17 protein-coding genes are annotated in these 14,423 nt (G+C 59.5%); 8 read left to right on the forward strand and 9 right to left on the reverse strand.

Annotation, left to right across the window (positions count from 1 at the left end):
* Positions 1–5: 5 nt before the first annotated feature.
* From WNZ14_RS03175 to WNZ14_RS03190, 4 genes are all read right to left on the reverse strand, one after another.
* On the reverse strand, positions 6–557 hold the full coding sequence (locus tag WNZ14_RS03175) for an N-acetyltransferase family protein (protein WP_342867152.1): 552 nt from the start codon (positions 555–557) through the stop codon (positions 6–8).
* Positions 558–668: 111 nt separating this feature from the next.
* Positions 669–1,445, reverse strand: coding sequence for a Bax inhibitor-1/YccA family protein (locus tag WNZ14_RS03180; protein WP_342867153.1), 777 nt, complete (start codon positions 1,443–1,445; stop codon positions 669–671).
* 184 nt (positions 1,446–1,629) lie between these two features.
* Entirely contained in the window at positions 1,630–4,200 is a 2,571-nt protein-coding gene (locus WNZ14_RS03185) for an ABC transporter permease (RefSeq protein WP_342867154.1), read from the reverse strand.
* Entirely contained in the window at positions 4,200–4,919 is a 720-nt protein-coding gene (locus WNZ14_RS03190) for an ABC transporter ATP-binding protein (RefSeq protein ID WP_342867155.1), read from the reverse strand. The genes WNZ14_RS03185 and WNZ14_RS03190 overlap by 1 nt, the downstream gene beginning before the upstream one ends.
* Before the next feature lie 74 nt (positions 4,920–4,993).
* Here WNZ14_RS03190 and WNZ14_RS03195 point away from each other — a divergent pair, with 74 nt between their 5' ends.
* Both WNZ14_RS03195 and thpR read left to right on the forward strand, forming a co-directional pair.
* Entirely contained in the window at positions 4,994–5,656 is a 663-nt protein-coding gene (locus WNZ14_RS03195) for an arylesterase (RefSeq protein WP_342867156.1), read from the forward strand.
* A 94-nt stretch (positions 5,657–5,750) separates the two neighbouring features.
* Positions 5,751–6,341 carry an RNA 2',3'-cyclic phosphodiesterase gene (thpR, locus tag WNZ14_RS03200; protein ID WP_342867157.1) on the forward strand — a complete coding sequence of 197 codons (591 nt, stop codon included), beginning with the start codon at positions 5,751–5,753 and terminating at the stop codon, positions 6,339–6,341.
* On the opposite strand, the gene WNZ14_RS03205 is transcribed toward thpR, so the two are convergent.
* Positions 6,269–6,727 (reverse strand): low molecular weight protein-tyrosine-phosphatase, encoded by a 459-nt coding sequence (locus WNZ14_RS03205; protein ID WP_342868494.1) that lies wholly within the window; start codon positions 6,725–6,727, stop codon positions 6,269–6,271. The two genes, thpR and WNZ14_RS03205, sit on opposite strands and share 73 nt — an antisense overlap.
* Before the next feature lie 105 nt (positions 6,728–6,832).
* Between WNZ14_RS03205 and WNZ14_RS03210 the strand changes: the two genes are divergently transcribed.
* Both WNZ14_RS03210 and WNZ14_RS03215 read left to right on the forward strand, forming a co-directional pair.
* Entirely contained in the window at positions 6,833–7,150 is a 318-nt protein-coding gene (locus WNZ14_RS03210) for a 4a-hydroxytetrahydrobiopterin dehydratase (RefSeq protein WP_342867158.1), read from the forward strand.
* Between the two features lie 73 nt (positions 7,151–7,223).
* Positions 7,224–7,619 (forward strand): YkvA family protein, encoded by a 396-nt coding sequence (locus WNZ14_RS03215; RefSeq protein WP_342867159.1) that lies wholly within the window; start codon positions 7,224–7,226, stop codon positions 7,617–7,619.
* 30 nt (positions 7,620–7,649) lie between these two features.
* Here the strand turns inward: WNZ14_RS03215 and WNZ14_RS03220 are convergent, their stop codons facing one another.
* Positions 7,650–8,225 carry a sigma-70 family RNA polymerase sigma factor gene (locus WNZ14_RS03220; RefSeq protein WP_342867160.1) on the reverse strand — a complete coding sequence of 192 codons (576 nt, stop codon included), beginning with the start codon at positions 8,223–8,225 and terminating at the stop codon, positions 7,650–7,652.
* A 292-nt stretch (positions 8,226–8,517) separates the two neighbouring features.
* Between WNZ14_RS03220 and WNZ14_RS03225 the strand changes: the two genes are divergently transcribed.
* Both WNZ14_RS03225 and WNZ14_RS03230 read left to right on the forward strand, forming a co-directional pair.
* The gene (locus WNZ14_RS03225; RefSeq protein ID WP_342867161.1) at positions 8,518–9,021 is read left to right on the forward strand and encodes an invasion associated locus B family protein; all 504 of its coding nucleotides are present in this window, start codon (positions 8,518–8,520) and stop codon (positions 9,019–9,021) included.
* Positions 9,022–9,216: 195 nt separating this feature from the next.
* Entirely contained in the window at positions 9,217–9,828 is a 612-nt protein-coding gene (locus tag WNZ14_RS03230; protein ID WP_342867162.1) for a TetR/AcrR family transcriptional regulator, read from the forward strand.
* 1 nt (position 9,829) lies between these two features.
* Here WNZ14_RS03230 and WNZ14_RS03235 read toward each other — a convergent pair whose 3' ends face one another.
* Positions 9,830–10,534 carry a YafY family protein gene (locus WNZ14_RS03235; protein ID WP_342867163.1) on the reverse strand — a complete coding sequence of 235 codons (705 nt, stop codon included), beginning with the start codon at positions 10,532–10,534 and terminating at the stop codon, positions 9,830–9,832.
* A gap of 479 nt (positions 10,535–11,013) precedes the next feature.
* Here WNZ14_RS03235 and rlmN point away from each other — a divergent pair, with 479 nt between their 5' ends.
* Both rlmN and WNZ14_RS03245 read left to right on the forward strand, forming a co-directional pair.
* A complete protein-coding gene (gene rlmN, locus WNZ14_RS03240) occupies positions 11,014–12,261 on the forward strand; it encodes a 23S rRNA (adenine(2503)-C(2))-methyltransferase RlmN (RefSeq protein WP_342867164.1) in 1,248 nt (415 codons plus the stop codon).
* 9 nt (positions 12,262–12,270) lie between these two features.
* Positions 12,271–12,762 carry a hypothetical protein gene (locus WNZ14_RS03245; RefSeq protein WP_342867165.1) on the forward strand — a complete coding sequence of 164 codons (492 nt, stop codon included), beginning with the start codon at positions 12,271–12,273 and terminating at the stop codon, positions 12,760–12,762.
* Between the two features lie 4 nt (positions 12,763–12,766).
* On the opposite strand, the gene WNZ14_RS03250 is transcribed toward WNZ14_RS03245, so the two are convergent.
* A complete protein-coding gene (locus WNZ14_RS03250) occupies positions 12,767–13,408 on the reverse strand; it encodes a LysE family translocator (RefSeq protein WP_342868495.1) in 642 nt (213 codons plus the stop codon).
* A 125-nt stretch (positions 13,409–13,533) separates the two neighbouring features.
* The gene (locus WNZ14_RS03255) at positions 13,534–14,388 is read right to left on the reverse strand and encodes an SDR family NAD(P)-dependent oxidoreductase (RefSeq protein ID WP_342867166.1); all 855 of its coding nucleotides are present in this window, start codon (positions 14,386–14,388) and stop codon (positions 13,534–13,536) included.
* Positions 14,389–14,423: the final 35 nt, after the last annotated feature.

Consider the following 14,423-nt stretch of genomic DNA (forward strand, 5'->3'; position numbering starts at 1 on the left):
CCGCCTTATCCCTTGAACAGCGTTCCAGGATAGGTGTCCGGGTCAGGATCGGTGTTCTTGCCATCACCCAGCGCCCGCTGCATGAAAACGGTATCAAGCCAGCGGCCATGCTTGTGACCGGATCCGGAAATCATGCCGGCACTGACAAAGCCTGCCTTCTGGTGCACCGCGATGGACGCCGGGTGGCCACCGCCGATCACCGCAACCATCTGCCGGAAACCGAGCGTCTCACACTTCGCAATCAGCATTTCGAGCAATGCCCGCCCAACGCCTTTGCCGCGCGCCTCCGGCGCCAGATAGATCGAATCCTCGATCAGCCAGCGATAGGCCGGTCGTGTGCGAAAGGCAGAGGCATAGGCGTAGCCAAGAACCGCACCTTCCTCGTCCATGGCGATGAGATAGGGATAGCCATTCTCCCTGATGGCCGACATTCGCTTTCCCATCTCGACCTGGTCCGGCGTCACAAGCTCGTAACTGGCCACACCATTGAGAACGCTGTCGGCATAAATACGGGTGATCTCGGTGAGATCGGCTGGCGTCGCATCGCGGATGATCATCGGGTGTCGGTCCGGTAGGTGGGTCAGGCTACCGGTGTATCGCCGCTCAGGCTTTCAGCCAATAAAAAAGGCGGCCCGAAGACCGCCTTTTCTTGATCAGTGTCGTGTCTGCTATTCGCGGTTGCCCAGGAACTGCAGCAGGAACATGAACAGGTTGATGAAGTCGAGATAGAGACGCAGCGCACCCATGATCGCCTTGCGACCGGCGGTGGCGTCAGTGTCGCCCTCGTAATACATCGACTTGATCTGCTGCGTGTCATAGGCGGTCAGGCCAGCAAAGATCAGAACGCCAATTCCCGAAATCGCGAACTGAAGCGCGCTCGACTGCAGGAAGATGTTGACCACCATCGCGATGATCAGGCCGAAGAGACCCATCATCAGGAACGAGCCCATTGCCGACAGGTCTTTCTTCGTCGTGTAGCCATAGAGCGACAGTGCGCCAAAGGAGGCTGCAGTGATGAAGAAAGTCTGCGTGATCGATGCGCCTGTATAGACCAGGAAGATCGATGACAGCGACACGCCCATCAGTCCGGCAAAGACCCAGAAGGTCGTCTGCGCGGCAGAAACGCTCATCTTCTCGATGCGGGCGCTCAGGAAGAATACCATCCCGAGGGGCGCCAGCATGACCACCCACTTGAGCGGCGAGCCATAGAGAGCTGCGCCGAGACCGGTCAGCATTTTTCCGTTGCCCAGCGTTGCCACTGCGGCGGCCGGATCATTGGTGGTTGCAAACATTGCGATTGCGTAGGCAGCGACACCGGTGATGCCGAGGCCCATTGCCATCAGATTGTAGACGCGCAGCATGTAGGCGCGGAGGCCTGCATCTATGTCGGTGCCTGCATAGGCACCGTTCGCTGTGCGAACATTGGTATTGCGGAAGTCAGCCATGTTTCCCTCTTTATAAGCCCCGGTAAGGTTTACGGTGTCGGGTTCAAGACCCAGGCGCCGCTGCGGGGCTCCAGCATGCCTGCTCATAATATGTGGATGAACTGTGGCCACGACAAGACCCCAAGTCATTCAAGATGACCGGAAACCTATGCGATTGCTTAACAAATGCGACAATTTGCCCGTGTCAAAGCTCCCGAAGCACCGGTGCCGCCTTCTGGCCGAGCACCCTCCAGGTCCCGAGCAAGCCGATTCCAACCGTCAGAACCAGCGCCCCGGCGAGCGTTAGCAGCGCGATATCGGGCATGAATTCGGACGGCAGCGTCATGATCCGGCTGACCACAAACCACGATGCCACGCCGCCAAAGGCAAGCGCAAAAACGGCCGTGGCCAGTCCAAGCAGGCCATATTCATAGACATAGGCGCGAATGAGCGTCGCACGCGTCGCACCCAGCGTCTTGAGCACTACCGCGTCATGAATCCGTGAGCGGTTACCCGCCGCCAGCGCACCGGCAAGCACCAGCACCGAGGCAACCAGAGCTACCAGCGCTGCGGCCCGGATGGCAATGCCGATCTGGCCGACAAGGCGGTTTGCGAGCTCGAGCGCATCCTTGACGCGCACGCTGGTGATCGTCGGATAGGTCTGGGTAACAGCGCGCAGCACCTCTCCCTCGACCGCAGCATCAGCGCCCGGATCGGACAATGTCGCCATCCATGAATGTGGCGCTCCGGCAAATGTGTTGGGCGAAAACACCATGACGAAGTTGATCGAAAGTGATTCCCACTCGACCTCGCGCAGATTGGCGATGCGTGCCGTTATCGAGCGGCCAAGAACGGAAACCGTGATCGTGTCGCCGACGCTCAGACCGATTTCGCCGGCTTCCTCGGCTGAAAACGACACCAGAGGCTCGCCTTCGTAGTCGGGAGCCCACCATTCACCCGCGGCCAGACGCGAGTTCTCCGGCTGGTTCTTTGCGTAGGTGACGCCGCGGTCGCCTCTGAGGACCCAACGGGCTTCTGACGGCACATTCTCGGCATTGACCTCTTCGCCCTTGAGCTGGGTGATCCGGCCGCGAAGCATCGGCACCTTGATGATCTTGCCCCCTGGCGCAATCTCGGAGACGATCTTGTCGAACCCGTCGATCTCGTTGGATTGAATGTCGACAAAGAAGAAGTTCGGCGCACGCTCGGGCAGATTGCCCGACAATTCACGCCTCAGGTTGGTATCGATCAGCGCAAGCGTAACCATGAGCGCCAGCCCAAGCCCGAGCGACAGCACCACCGACGGCGTCAGCGCACCGGGACGGTGAATGTTGCCGATGGCGAGACGCAGCGGCGTGGACCGGACCGCCGGCCATTTTTTTGCGATCAACTGCACCCCATAGCCGACAACCCGCAGCACCGCGAAAGCTACGATTACGGCTCCGACAAAGATCATGGCAATGCGCCGGTCATCGGCAAACCAGATAGCCGCCGCGCACAGCGCGCCAAGCGTAAGACCGGCAGTCAGCAGATAGGGCCAGTGCGGCAGCGTGCTCGCCTCAAAGCCCTGCTGGCGGAACAGCGCTGTTGCCGGAACTTCTCCCGCCCGCCCGAGCGGCAGTACCGCGAAGGCGAAGGCCGTCATCAGGCCGAAGCCTGCGGCAATAGCAAGCGAAGCCGGATAGAAAGAGGCGCTGACGGCGATGGGAATGATGCCGGACAGGGCTCCCGCCGCCAGAAATGGAGTTGCGGCGCCAAATGCTAGCCCCAGAACCACGCCAAAACCTGCAATCAGCATCACCTGCATCAGGTAAATCGCCACCACCAGCTTCGCCGGCGCGCCAACGCATTTGAGCGTCGCGATCACGCCGCGCTTGCCCTCAAGCCAGGCGCGCACCGAATTGGCGATGCCGACACCGCCAACAATCAGCGCCGTCAGCCCCACCAGGGTGAGAAACTGGGAAAACCGCTCGATATTGCGCGTGAGAGATGGTGCAGCATTCTGGCTGGTGCGGATCGACCAGCCGGCATCGGGGAAGCGGTTCGTGGCCTCGTCACGCAATTCAGCCAGATCATTGGCACTTGCTGCGCCATCAAGCCGCACCCGGTAGCTGAATTCCACCAGGCTACCCGGCCGGATCAACCCGGCCTTGTCGAGCGCTTCGCGCGACATCATCAGCCGCGGCGCAAAGCCAAACCCCTCCGACAGCGAATCCGGTTCAGCGGCAATGATGCCGCGAATTTCAAGTTCTGCCTGGCCAACGAGCACTGTGTCACCGACGCTCATTCCCAGCCGGTCGAGAAAGATCTGCGCCACGGCAGCGCCATAAACGCCGTTCTCTTCAGCAAAGAGCGCATCAATCGGCATCGGTGGAACTGTCTCGAAACCGCCATAGAGCGGATAGGCGCCATCCACTGCCCTCAGTTCAACAAGCGACTGGTCTGACCCGTCCGGCGTGCGTGCCATGGTCCGCATGTTGGCGCCAGCCGAAACTGCGCCAAGTCCGTCGATATAGGCGCGTTCGGCGTCACCGATATCACGGTTGTCGCTTTCAAACCGGATGTCGCCGCCAAGAATGGTCTTGCCCTCGGATGCAATCGAGCCGGTCATCATCTGCGAGACCGAGTTCACCCCGGCAATCGCGCCGGTGCCAAGCGCCACACAGGCCAGAAAGATGTAAAAACCGGACAGACCGCCTCGCAACTCGCGAAACGCCAACCGTGCCGCCAGTCCAAGCCGCAGGCCGTTTGCCTCGACAGTCTTTGCCGCCGCCATCAGGCCATGACCTTGGCGGCAGCTTGTGCTTCGCCGCCATCAACAACCCGGCCTGATCGCACCGCAATCTGCCGGTTGCACCGGTCGGCAAGCGTGACGTCATGGGTTACCAGCAGCAGCGTTGTTCCGCGTTCGGCCTGCTTGGCAAACAGCAGATCGGCAATCTGCCGTCCGGTTTCGCCATCAAGATTGCCGGTCGGCTCATCGGCAACGATCAGCACGGGATCCGGCGCCAGCGCCCGGGCAATCGCCACGCGCTGCTGCTCGCCACCCGACAATTGACCCGGATAATGCGTCAGACGCTCACCCAGACCGACCGCAATCAGCTCTTCACGCGCCCGCTCGAAAGCGTTTGCCTTGCCAGCCAGCTCAAGCGGCACAGCGACATTTTCGAGCGCTGTCATGTTGGGAATGAGGTGAAATGACTGGAAAACGATGCCGATCGACCGGCCGCGCACGGCTGCAACTGCGTCTTCGCTCAGCGCATGCAGCGCCTGTCCATCAACATGAACTTCGCCCGAATCAAGCCGTTCAAGCCCGGCAATGACCATCAGAAGCGTTGATTTGCCAGATCCGGAAGGTCCGACAATGCCGACCGACTCGCCCTGATTGATATCGATATCAATGCCTTTGAGCACATGCACGGAGGAAGCCCCGTTGCCGAGTGTCAGATTTGCCTGCCTTAGCGTGACAATGGGTTTGGCGTTGGATTGAGACACGGGCTGAACATCCTATATGGGAAAGGAACGGTCGGGCGGAAACCGGCTGATGTCGAGCACTTAGGAGCAGTCCCATGCGTTTTAAAGGTTTAGCCCATGCGTTTAAGGCCCTGATAGCAGCATTCTGTCTGACCCTTGGCGTCGCGGCGACACCGGTAAAGGCCTCAGCCGCTGACGAAATCAAGATCGTCGGCTTCGGCGACAGTCTGATGGCGGCTTACAATCTGCAGGCAAGCGAAGGATTTCCCGCAAAGCTTGAAGCGGCGCTGCGTGAGCGCGGCCATAACGTCAGCATCGTCGACGCCGGCGTGTCCGGTGACACCACATCGGGCGGACTTGCCCGGCTCGACTGGTCGATTCCCGATGGCGTCGACGGCGTCATTCTCGAACTTGGCGCCAATGACGCCTTGCGAGGTCTGCCGCCAGAGAAAACCCGTGAAAATATCGAAGCCATGATCGTCCGGCTCAAGGAGCGCGGCATCCCCGTCCTTCTGGCGGGCATGCTGGCGCCACCGAACATGGGTGAGGCTTACGAGACCGCTTTCAACACGATCTATCAAGACCTGGCCAGCAAATACGATCTGACGCTGTATCCTTTTTTTCTCGACGGGGTGACAGGCAACCAGGACCTGCTTCTCAGCGATGGCATGCATCCGAACGTCAATGGAATCAATACGATGGTCGAAAAGTTTGTCCCCGTGGCTCAGATCTTTCTATCCGACATCAAGGCTGATTGATCAGGCGTGACGACCTGAACCCGAAATCTAGGTGCTTGCCCTCGGCCCCGTGAAGTGATTCGTTTGGATGAAACGGTGATTCGGGGGACTTGTAATGCCCAGGCTTTTTACCGCACTCGAAATTCCGCGGGAGGCGGCCTTGTCCCTCTCCCTGTTGCGCGGCGGATTACCCGGCGCACGCTGGCTGAGCTTCGAGAACTGTCACATCACACTGAGATTTATAGGTGATATCGACTGCCCCACGGCCGACGAACTCATCAGCGCCTTCGACCGGATCAACCGGTCGTCCTTCTCGCTGTCACTGGAGGGATTGGGCGCGTTCGGGTCAAAGAAACCGCATTCAATCTGGGCCGGTGTTTCGCCGTCGGCGGAACTGAAGGCGCTGCAGGCCGAGATCGAGAGGATCTGCCAGCGGCATGGACTGCCGCCGGATCCGCGCCGCTTTTCTCCTCATGTCACGCTTGCGCGGTTGCGCAACGCGCGCGTCGGCGATGTCGTCAAATATCTCGGCGGGCGCGGTGATTTCCGCACCTTGCCCTTCGACGTCGGCCGCTTCGTGGTGATGTCCTCGCGCGATTCGGTCGGTGGTGGACCCTATATCGTTGAAGAGGCCTATCCGCTGGGTTGGCGCAACTCCCTGCCGAGCCTGGAGACAAGCTCGGTGCAGCCTTCGCGCAGCAACTGATAGACGCTATCAAAACCGTCGACACCGCCGTAATAGGGATCGGGCACATCGACACGACTGCCGAGCGTGTGGTCGAGAAACAGGAAAATCCTGTCACGCCGCGAGGAAGGCGCCCGCGCCCGCATTGTCGCCTCATTGGAGCGATCCATGGCGAAAATCAGGTCAAACCGGTCAAAATCTTCCGGCGTCAGCTGCCGCGCCCGTTGGCCCGAGATATCGATGCCATGTGAGGCTGCGGTTTCCACAGAGCGGGGATCGGGCGCATCGCCCTGATGCCAGTTGCCGGTCCCTGCCGAATCCACCATGACAAGATCGGTCAGCTGCGCTTCCACAAGGCCTTTCCGGAAGATACCTTCGGCCAGAGGTGAGCGGCAAATATTGCCCATACAGACAAACAAGACCGAAATTTGCGTCTTTTCTCGATTGTCCGCTACCCTAGATGTCATTGTGAAACCGCTCCACTCTCTCAGATCTCAATCACGGAGGACGCCATGTCGCGCCAGAAACTCGATAGCACAGCCATTTCCGAAAAGCTTGCCGCGGTTTCCTCGTGGGAAATCGATGCCGGCGAAACCGCGCTCAGCCGAACATTCAAATTTGCCGATTTCAGCGAAGCATTTGGCTTCATGGCGCGCGCTGCCCTTGTTGCCGACAAGCTCGATCATCACCCGGAATGGAAGAATGTCTACCGCACGGTCGACGTTCGGCTGACCACCCATGACGCCGGAGGACTGACCGACCTCGACTTCGATCTGGCGATCGCCATGGACCGGATCGCCAGCGGAACCGGCAGCAAACAGGGCGGCTGACATTGAAGCCGGGCGCTGGAACGACCATATTAAGGTCACAGCGTTTTGAAGAAAGAACAAGCGAGGCATCAACATGACCGGCCTTGACGGCGAAATCCTCGAACCGGACCACGTGACCGGCAACACGACCAAGGGTGCAGACGAGACCTCCGTCCGCGCAGGGTTCTGGCGCACCTTTGCCAAGGCAGCCAAACAGATCCCGTTCACTGAGGATCTCGTTGCCGCGTACTATTGCGCGCTTGATCCCCAAACCCCGGGAAAGGCCAAGGCCGTACTTTTTGGCGCGCTTGCCTACTTTGTCATGCCGATGGACGCGATTCCGGACTTTCTGGCCGTGGTCGGGTTCTCCGATGACATCGCGGTTCTGACGCTGGCAATCGCAACGGTTCGCGCCAATCTCACCGACGCGCACCGGTTTGCCGCACGCAAATCGCTCGACAATCTCGCAGCGGACAAGGAACCGGCCTGACAGCCTGAACGCTTGATGCGTCCGCTGGCTTCAATGCACGGTCATATCGCCGCCATCACCTTCCAGCGTGCGCCGCAGACGCGCGAATGCCAGGCGGATTCGTGACTTGACCGTTCCCAGCGGCAATCCGGTGTCTTCCGCGATCTGGCTGTGAGAACGCCCGAGGAAAAAGGCCTGCCGCAAGAGAACAAGCTGCTCCTCGGGAAGGTCAAGCATTGCCTTGCGGACGCGTTCGTCACGTTGCTCGGCTTCCACGAGATCATCCGCCGCGTCAGGCTGCGAAGGCTGCAGGGCCGGATCATCCGCATCAAGCAGCGCCGACCTGTCTCGCCGAAAAGCATCGATGCGGCGATTGCGCGCAATCCTGAACAACCAGGTGGACAGCGAAGACTTGGCTGGATCAAACAATTCCGCCTTGTGCCAAAGCACGATCATGACCTCCTGGGTCAATTCCTCGGCCTGTCCGGGCTCCAGGCCAAGACGCTGCAGATAGGATTTGATCCGGGGCGCGAAATAGTCGAACAATTCCGCAAAAGCTGTCTCATCCCGCCTTTCGGCAACCGCCTTGGCGAGCCGGACAAGCCGCTCTTTCGTTTCATCCGACATTAAATGTGCGCAACCCCGTATGCTCAAAGCGATCAGCCACCGCCTTGCAGTCGATATATCAACACGTACAACGGATTCGACAAAGGTCAAACTGTTGCCGGATTCGAGATGTTACAAAAGGTGAGCAAGGGACGCCCCACCCCTGAGCCGGACATGATTCCTGCCCCATTGCGGGATTTATTGACGGTTTGGTAACCAGGATTAAGTCAAAATGAATGTATCACCTCGCAACAAGCGGGAAATGTTGGCGCGTTCAGCGCGTGACACAGGACCACGAACCGGTAGGAAAGCCATGTTTGGGAAGACAATCGCAACCGCAGTGACGGCGCTCTTCGCATTGACCGCCGCCGCGGCGGCGCAATCGCCCACCAGGATCCAGCAGTTTGATGCCTGGGGAGCTTATTCGTACAATTCAGCAGGAGGCAAGGTCTGCTATGTTCTCTCGGTGCCGACCAGTTCGGCGCCGGCCAATGTCGATCATGGTGATGTGTTTTTCCTCATTTCGCAGCGCCCCGGCCAGAATGTCAGCTATGAGCCGCAGGCAATGATGGGATATCCACTGCAGGAATCATCGAAAATCCAGGTCAACATCGACGGTCGGGATTTCACGTTGTTTACCCGCGGCAACTCGGCCTGGGTGGAAAACGCAGCGCAGGAACCCCAGCTGGTTGCGGCCATGAAGGCGGGCACCTCGATGACGGTCAAGGCCTCATCGCGACGGGGGACAGCCACGTCCTACAGCTATTCGCTCAAGGGCGTGACCGCCGCACTCAACCAGATTGCAAGTTGCAACTGATTTCTCCACCCGTGAAGATCAGACAGAAGGCCGGTCATCCGGCCTTCTTTTTTATGCATGGCGCAATTCACCGAACCACAGGCCACCCCCGGCGTTCACTGGTTTCCCCGACATATTAACCTTTTGTTAGCCATATTGTGTGTAAGAAATCGCATCTATTGATTGAATGACGCAATGCATTGGGTATGAGGCGGCATGGCCACGAAGCAGACACTGACGCCTGAAGACTGGATCAAGGCCGCGTTCAGACTGTTGACCAGCTCGGGACCAAAGTCGATCCGGGTCGATTTTCTCTGCCTCGAACTTGGCGTCACCAAGGGCTCATTCTACTGGCATTTTGAAGACCTGGCCGCCCTTAGGGCGGCAATGGTCGAGCATTGGCGTCGCGTTGCAACGAGCGACGTGATCGCCTCCATGGTCTCGCCTGAAATGTCCCCACGCGATTTGTTCATACGCTTCATCGAGAACATTCTGCACGTTCCGACACGTGACTATGGCGGTCCAATGACCGAAGTCGCTATCCGTCACTGGGCAGCCGGCGATGAAGCGGTGGAGAAGGTTGTCCGTGACGCCGATACCGAGCGGCTGGCCTTTTTGACTCTCCAGATGCGTGGCGCCGGCCTGACAGGCCCCGAAGCCCGCTCACGGGCGACGCTGATCTATGCGACGCTGGTCGGCCTCAAGCAACTGACTGGCGAACCGGCACTGCCACGCATGGACATTCCCGGTTTCGTCGACGCCATGCTGCGGCCGGCCACACTTGCCAATCCGGCACGGGCACCGGAGGCGGAGCTGGAACTGCAATAGATCAGGTTGATTGGGCCATCTCCGGCAGGGCTGCGTCCCAGCGGTTCAGATCAGGCCAGATCGACCTGAGTGTATCGGCCTGGCCCGCGAAGGACTGATCTAGAACCCGGCAGCCATGGATGCGATCCGTTCGAAAATGACGGAACCCGGACCTGAGCTCGCACCAGCACGCCAGCATCACACATTCCAGATGATAGACCAGCGCCAGAGGCCTCACGGTCCTCACCGTTCGGCAATCCTGTTCGTCATGATAGACCACCTCCAGCTTTCGCTCGCTGCGGATCGCATCGCGCAACATCGAGACTGAGACGCAGCCCTTGGCCGGGTCATCCGGCGCGGCCCCCCAGGGCGCCACCTTGAGCCAGTCAGCCGGACCATGCAGGGCGTCGATTTTTTCATGGATCCGGCGGGCCGCCTTGAGCAGCGCGCTGTCACCGGCCCGCGACAGCAAGGCCAGGCCCACACGCAAGGCTTCGATTTCCTCAAGGTCGAAATTGAGCGGCGGCAGGTTGTAGCCCCTGCGCATAAGGTAACCGACCCCCGGTTCACCCTCGATGGGCGTGCTCATCATCTGCAAGGCGGCAATATCGCGATAGATCGTGCGGGTCGAAACTTCGAGCTGCCGCGCTAGGGTATCCGCCGTCATCGGCCGGTCTGTGGCACGCAGGATCTGGATGATCTCGAATAAACGGTTTGATCGGCGCATTGGCAAATTTCCCTGAAGCACTGCTGACACTCTATCACCAACCACTGACAACAGGGTGTCAGCAGTCTCGTGGCTTGATGGTCCTAACAAGGATCACAACCATGAACTATTACGATCACGCAACAATGATGGCCCACCGGCTGGGTCCGTGGGCTGATAATGCCGCAATCGAACATGCGGAGATGAAAACCTGTCGGGGCCTGTACGCGGGACAGGAGACAAGACCCTCTCTCGGCTCCAAGCTTCGGTTGGTTTGCGCAAGGATAGCGGCCCGGCACCTTATCGGACAGGAACTCGTAAAGAGCACGGATGGTGACGCGCCGAGGAAAACCTGATACAGGGCGGGGCCTACTGCATCGGCACGACCTCGAAAATCGCTTTTCGGCAAGCGCGATGCGTTGTTTTTCTAAATCTAGAGCGGCCTTTGTGCCTCCGGTTGGAGGCTATAGCACTCTAGCCAACAAGAGCTCCGGTTTCCGATGCCCGCCACTATCGATCTGACAGACCCTTCGACACGCCCCATCCGGCCTGCAGCTGCAGTCACCGCAAGCCAGGCGATGGACGGCAAGCCGACACTCATCGGCATGAGCCGCGAGGAAATGGTTGCCGCCATGGCCGAAGCCGGCGTGCCCGAGCGCCAGCGCAAGATGCGGGTCAACCAGCTCTGGCACTGGCTCTACATTCGCGGCGTCTCTGATTTTGCCGACATGCACACAATTTCGAGGGAACTGCGCGAAAGCCTCATTGAGCGCTACACCGTCGGCCGCCCAGAGATCGTCGAAGAACAGATCTCCAACGACGGCACCCGCAAGTGGCTGATGCGCTTTCCGCCGCGTGGCGCAGGCCGTCCTGTCGAGGTTGAAACTGTCTACATTCCCGAGGAAGGCCGCGGCACCCTGTGCATTTCAAGCCAGGTCGGCTGCACGCTGACCTGCACCTTCTGCCACACCGGAACCCAGAAGCTGGTGCGCAACCTCACCTCCGAGGAAGTGCTGTCGCAATTGCTCGTCGCTCGCGACCGGCTTGGCGATTTTCCGCACAAGGATACGCCGCAGGGCGCCATCGTGCCTGCGGAAGGCCGCAAGGTCACCAACATCGTCATGATGGGCATGGGCGAACCGCTCTACAATTTCGACAACGTCAAGAAAGCGCTGCTGATTGCCGCCGATGGCGACGGCCTGGCACTTTCGCGCCGCCGCATCACCCTGTCGACCTCCGGCGTGGTGCCGGGGATTGTGCGCACCGGCGAGGAAATCGGCGTCATGCTGGCGATCTCGCTACACGCCGTGCGCGATGAGCTGCGCGACGAGCTGGTGCCGATCAACAAGAAGTATCCGCTCAAGGAACTGCTTAACGCCTGCCGCAACTATCCCGGCCTGTCCAACGCGCGGCGCATCACATTCGAATATGTGATGCTCAAGGGCGTCAATGATAGTCTCTCAGACGCCAAGGAGCTGGTGCGGCTTCTCAAGGGCATTCCGGCCAAGATCAACCTCATCCCGTTCAACCCATGGCCTGGTTCGGCCTATGAATGCTCGGATTGGGAAACGATCGAGACCTTTGCCGACTTCATCAACGCAAACGGCTACGCCTCGCCGATCCGCACACCGCGCGGCCGCGACATCCTTGCCGCCTGCGGTCAGCTCAAGAGCGAATCCGAGCGCATGCGCAAGACCGAGCGGCTGGCGCTCGAAGCCATGATGATCGCCGGCCACGGCGCGGACTGACATCTCGGGATGGGCGATATTCTCCGTCTTCTCGTCCGGATGTTCGCGATTGCATTCGGCTTTTTTGCTGGATGTCTGGCAGCGGGCCTCGCCTATGCATTTCTTGCCCGGCTGGTGGTGCCGGAGGATTTCGGTCGTTTCAGCGAGCTAGAACTCACAGTGACACTGATCGTCGGAGTTTTTGGCGTCGCAAGCCTGTTTGCGCGCGCCGTGCTGCTGCCGACCTTCGTCCTTATCGCGATCTTTGAATTCTGGCGCCGGCGCGACTGGCTGAGCCATGCGCTGGCAGCTGGTGGCATCGCTCTTGTTGCCACCAGCTTGCCACTCGCAACAGCGGTGCACTCCTCAGCGGCAACGGCGATCGAACCGTCATGGCTGATTGCGGTCCACGTCGCCTGCGGCATCATCGGCGGCAGCATCTACTGGCTGTTTGTCGGCCGTAATGCCGGTCGCTGGTTGCCGAGCGAACGGCCAGCGCCCGTACCGACGGACCCGAACTGAGATTTCAGCGGCTCTGGGTCAGCAGAATCTTGACCGCGAACACCGAAAACACGCCAGCGAAGACATAATCCACGATCCGCATCACCTGTGGTTTGCGCTTGAGCCAATCGGCGAGCCCGTTTGCGCCAAGCACAACGATAATGGCGATGGGCAGCGCGATGACAATCGACAACAGACCCAGAAAAATCAGCTTGCCGGTCACGTGCGGATCGTCGACCCGTACGAATTGCGGCAGAAAGGTCATGAAGAAAATGATGACCTTCGGGTTGAGAAGATTGACCCAGAGCCCGTTGAGGAAAGCCTTGCCCAGCGATGCATCTGTCTTGCCGGCGGCTTTCACCGACAAGACCGATCGGTTGCGCAAAGCCTGAATGGCAAGCCAGAGCAGATAGGCCGCGCCACCGGTCTTGAGAACCAGAAAGGCAACCGGCGAGGCAACGACCAGCGCCGACACGCCGAACGCCACAAGCAATGTGTGAATGCCGATGCCGAGATTGGTGCCCAGCAGCGTCATGAAGCCGATGGCTCTGCCATCGCGGATGGTCCGGCTCATCCACAATGTCATGTCGGGTCCAGGTGTGATCGCCAGCAACACAGTGGCGAGCGAGAAAGCGGCAAGGACGGGCAGTCCGGGAATATAGTCCATCAACATTTGGGCGATCCGGATAAGAGATGTCACACTCTTATGCCGATTTCAGATCACAGCCAATCCATTCATTTGGACCTCTGGGCCCCACCAATCCCAGAACCACGGAAGCAATTCCGGCCACTCTATGTCTTGAGATAGTCCTTGAAGCTCTCTGCATAATCAGGATGCCAGCGCGACAATGGCGGCCGGTTTTCAATGATATCGCCGGCTGCCCAGGCAATGCGCTTTTCGTCCGTTGCACGATCGACGTCATTGTCCGGGCAGAGAATGTAGAAGTCGCCCTTTGCCAGGCCGTCCATCATGAAATCCACCGTCTGTTCAGGCGTCCAGGCCGCTTCCGGCTTCTCGGACCGGCCCCGCGATGTCAGCGGCGTATAGACAAACCCCGGAATCAGCAGATGGGCGCTGACCTGGCAATTGTCGGTGTTGCGAAACTCGTGCTGCAAAGCTTCCGTAAATGCCTTCACCCCGGCCTTTGCAACATTATAGGCAGGATCACCTGGCGGCGTGGTGATGCCCTGTTTCGAGCCGGTATTGATGATCATCGATGGCTCGCCATGGGCGATCATGTTGAGCCCAAAGACCCGGGTTCCGTTGATGACGCCCTTGAGATTGACGTTGAGAACCTTGTCCCAGTTGACCTGCGCGCCAAACATGCTGCTTCCGGGCTGTATGCCCGCATTGTTCATCAACAGGTGGACGCGGCCGAAGCGCTCCAGCACCGTCCGCTCCAGCGCACTGACAGCGTCGATGTCGCTGACATCGGTTTCAATCGAAACGATATCGGTGGCGGGATTTGCTGATTCGGAGGCCACTGCATCCTTGGCTTCCGCCAGTTTGTCCCTGTCGACATCGGCGAGAACCACGCACATGCCGCGTGCGGCAAACGACCTTGCTGCGGCAAGGCCGATGCCTGAGGCAGCGCCTGTCACAACGGCAACCTTGCCACTCTCCATCACGGATTGGAAATGGGTCATTCTCGTCTCCCTTTTATGTCGATAGTCTGTTTGCC

Source organism: Hoeflea sp. AS60 (assembly GCF_038900115.1).
In the GTDB taxonomy this organism is placed as follows: domain Bacteria; phylum Pseudomonadota; class Alphaproteobacteria; order Rhizobiales; family Rhizobiaceae; genus Hoeflea.